We start from the raw sequence: 1,938 nt of genomic DNA, 5'->3' as shown, positions 1-1,938 counted from the left end.
GTTTTCCCGATCCCGCCCACGCGCTCCTCCACTCCCCAGCGGTGAGCCAGCGCCTCCACGAGCATGAGCCCGCGTCCGCCCGTCTCGTCCTCGCAAGGGTGTTGAATCTGCGGTTTGCCGGCCCCCGCGTCGCTCACTTCCAGACGGACCAGACGTTCGTCCGGCAGCAGCAGAATCCGGACACCGACCTGCCGATCGCCCGGCACGCGTACCCGCAGCGCGTTGGTGACCAGCTCGGAGAGCACCAACTCCGAGTCTTCCAAAGCGTCCTGGCCCACCGACCAGTCCCCGAACGCCGCGTGCAGCATCGCCCGCGCTCTGGGGACGCTGCTGCGGCGCCGGGTCAGCCTGAAGACGACTTCGTTCGGTTCACCCATGACAGCTCCTACCGATTCAGCGAGCAGTCCGAACTCCCGGATGAGTACGGGCATCTGCTCGTACATCAGTCGTTTCGTGACGCACAGGCCACGCAGAACGCAACCACTCTCGGCATTCGGTTGAGTGCGGTGCGTGATGGAAGCTAAGCTGTCGCCAGGCAGCACAGTCAAGTCGTGTGGCTGTCAAATGACACGATGGTGGTAAACGGTCATTCCTAGTCTTCTTCGGATCGAGAATTGCCCGAATCGGGCCGGTGCTCCCGGCTGGTTTCGTGGACGTGAGGGGAATCATGACGACGAGTAACAGCACGCTGCTGATGTCTCGCGTGACCTTCGGCCGGGCGTTGCGTCGCCTCCGCAGCGGGGTCAATCACTTCACGCTTGTGGACGTCGCGGCGGCTCTCGACTGTGACACTTCCTTGATCAGCCGCATCGAGACCGGCAAGCGTGTCTGTTCCCAGCAGCACTTCACCAAGCTCATGGACCTCTATGAGGTTCCGGCATCCCAGCGCGATGAACTCGTGGAGCTGTACGCCGCCTCACGGGACCGGCGCCAGCCGTGGTGGTCCCCGTACGGCGACGTGATCAGTGCTCAGTACGAGAGGTTCATCGGGTTCGAAGCCGTGGCTTCAACCGTCCATGAGTATCAAGTCGGCATCCTGCCGGGTCTGCTGCAGACGGAGGCATACGCTCAGGCGGTCACCAGCGTCGGCTTCACCTCGTTGGGGCCGGACCAGATCGAGGCTCTGGTCGAGGTGCGGGGCCTGCGGCAGCGGCATCGCCTGCTGGAGACCGATGCGCCGATGCAGTGCAACTATGTTGTCACCCAGGCGGCTCTTGAGTTCCGAGTGGGTGGAGAGCGCACGCATCGTGAACAGTTGGAGCACCTGCTGGAGATCTCGAAGCACGGCTCTGTCGATCTCCGGGTCATCCCCTACGACAAAGGAGAGGAGGCGGCGCAGATCGGAGCGTTCATGATCCTTGAGTTCTCGGATGAGGACGTGCCGGATGTGGCCTTCGGGGAATCGGTCGCCGGTAGTTTGACCATCGATGGTCCCCGGGATCTTCGGCGCCTGCACCGGCTCTTCCGTAGCCTTGCGGAGGCGGCCTACTCTCCTGAGGAGAGCCGCGACATAATCGCACGCACCCTGAACAAGGAAGACTGATCCATGGAGAAGGCGGACCTTTACTCGATCGACCCTGCCACGCTCACTTGGCAGAAGAGCAGCTTCACCGCCAACAATGGCCAGTGCTTCGAACTTGCCGCCCTCCCCGCCGGAGGCGTAGCCGTCCGCGACTCCAAGAACCCCTCCGGCCCGCACCTCTGCTTCACGCCCGGCGAGTGGCAGGCGTTCAAGTCGGGCATGGCGGCCGGGGACTTCGAGAACCTGTAGAGGCGGCGTTCGCGCCGACGCTCACCGGCCGTCCAGTTTCACGAACCTGGCGCGCTGACGGTGAAGCCGACTGCGACCGCCGCCCGTTAAGGCGCGCGCGGCAGTTCGAACACCCGGCACACATCGGGGTCCCCGAGCTGGTCGAACAGTACGACGCGCCCGTCCCG

The 1,938-nt window shown here is 64.1% G+C and carries 3 protein-coding genes; 2 read left to right on the top strand and 1 reads right to left on the bottom strand.

What is annotated here, in order from left to right; genetic code table 11:
- The coding region (locus AB0P17_RS43210; protein WP_365820604.1) for an ATP-binding protein at positions 1–377 on the bottom strand (377 nt) is incomplete at its 3' end.
- Positions 378–667: 290 nt separating this feature from the next.
- Between AB0P17_RS43210 and AB0P17_RS43205 the strand changes: the two genes are divergently transcribed.
- Positions 668–1,543, top strand: a complete 876-nt coding sequence (locus tag AB0P17_RS43205; protein WP_365820602.1) for a helix-turn-helix transcriptional regulator — start codon at positions 668–670, stop codon at positions 1,541–1,543.
- Positions 1,544–1,546: 3 nt separating this feature from the next.
- Entirely contained in the window at positions 1,547–1,771 is a 225-nt protein-coding gene (locus tag AB0P17_RS43200; protein ID WP_329829451.1) for a DUF397 domain-containing protein, read from the top strand.
- The last annotated feature ends 167 nt before the right edge of the window (positions 1,772–1,938 follow it).

Origin of the sequence: Streptomyces sp. NPDC088124 (assembly GCF_040685895.1) — a bacterium.
In the GTDB taxonomy this organism is placed as follows: Bacteria; Actinomycetota; Actinomycetes; order Streptomycetales; family Streptomycetaceae; genus Streptomyces.
Note: the sequence above shows the minus strand (reverse complement) of the source record. Positions and strands in the feature narration are given on the sequence as shown.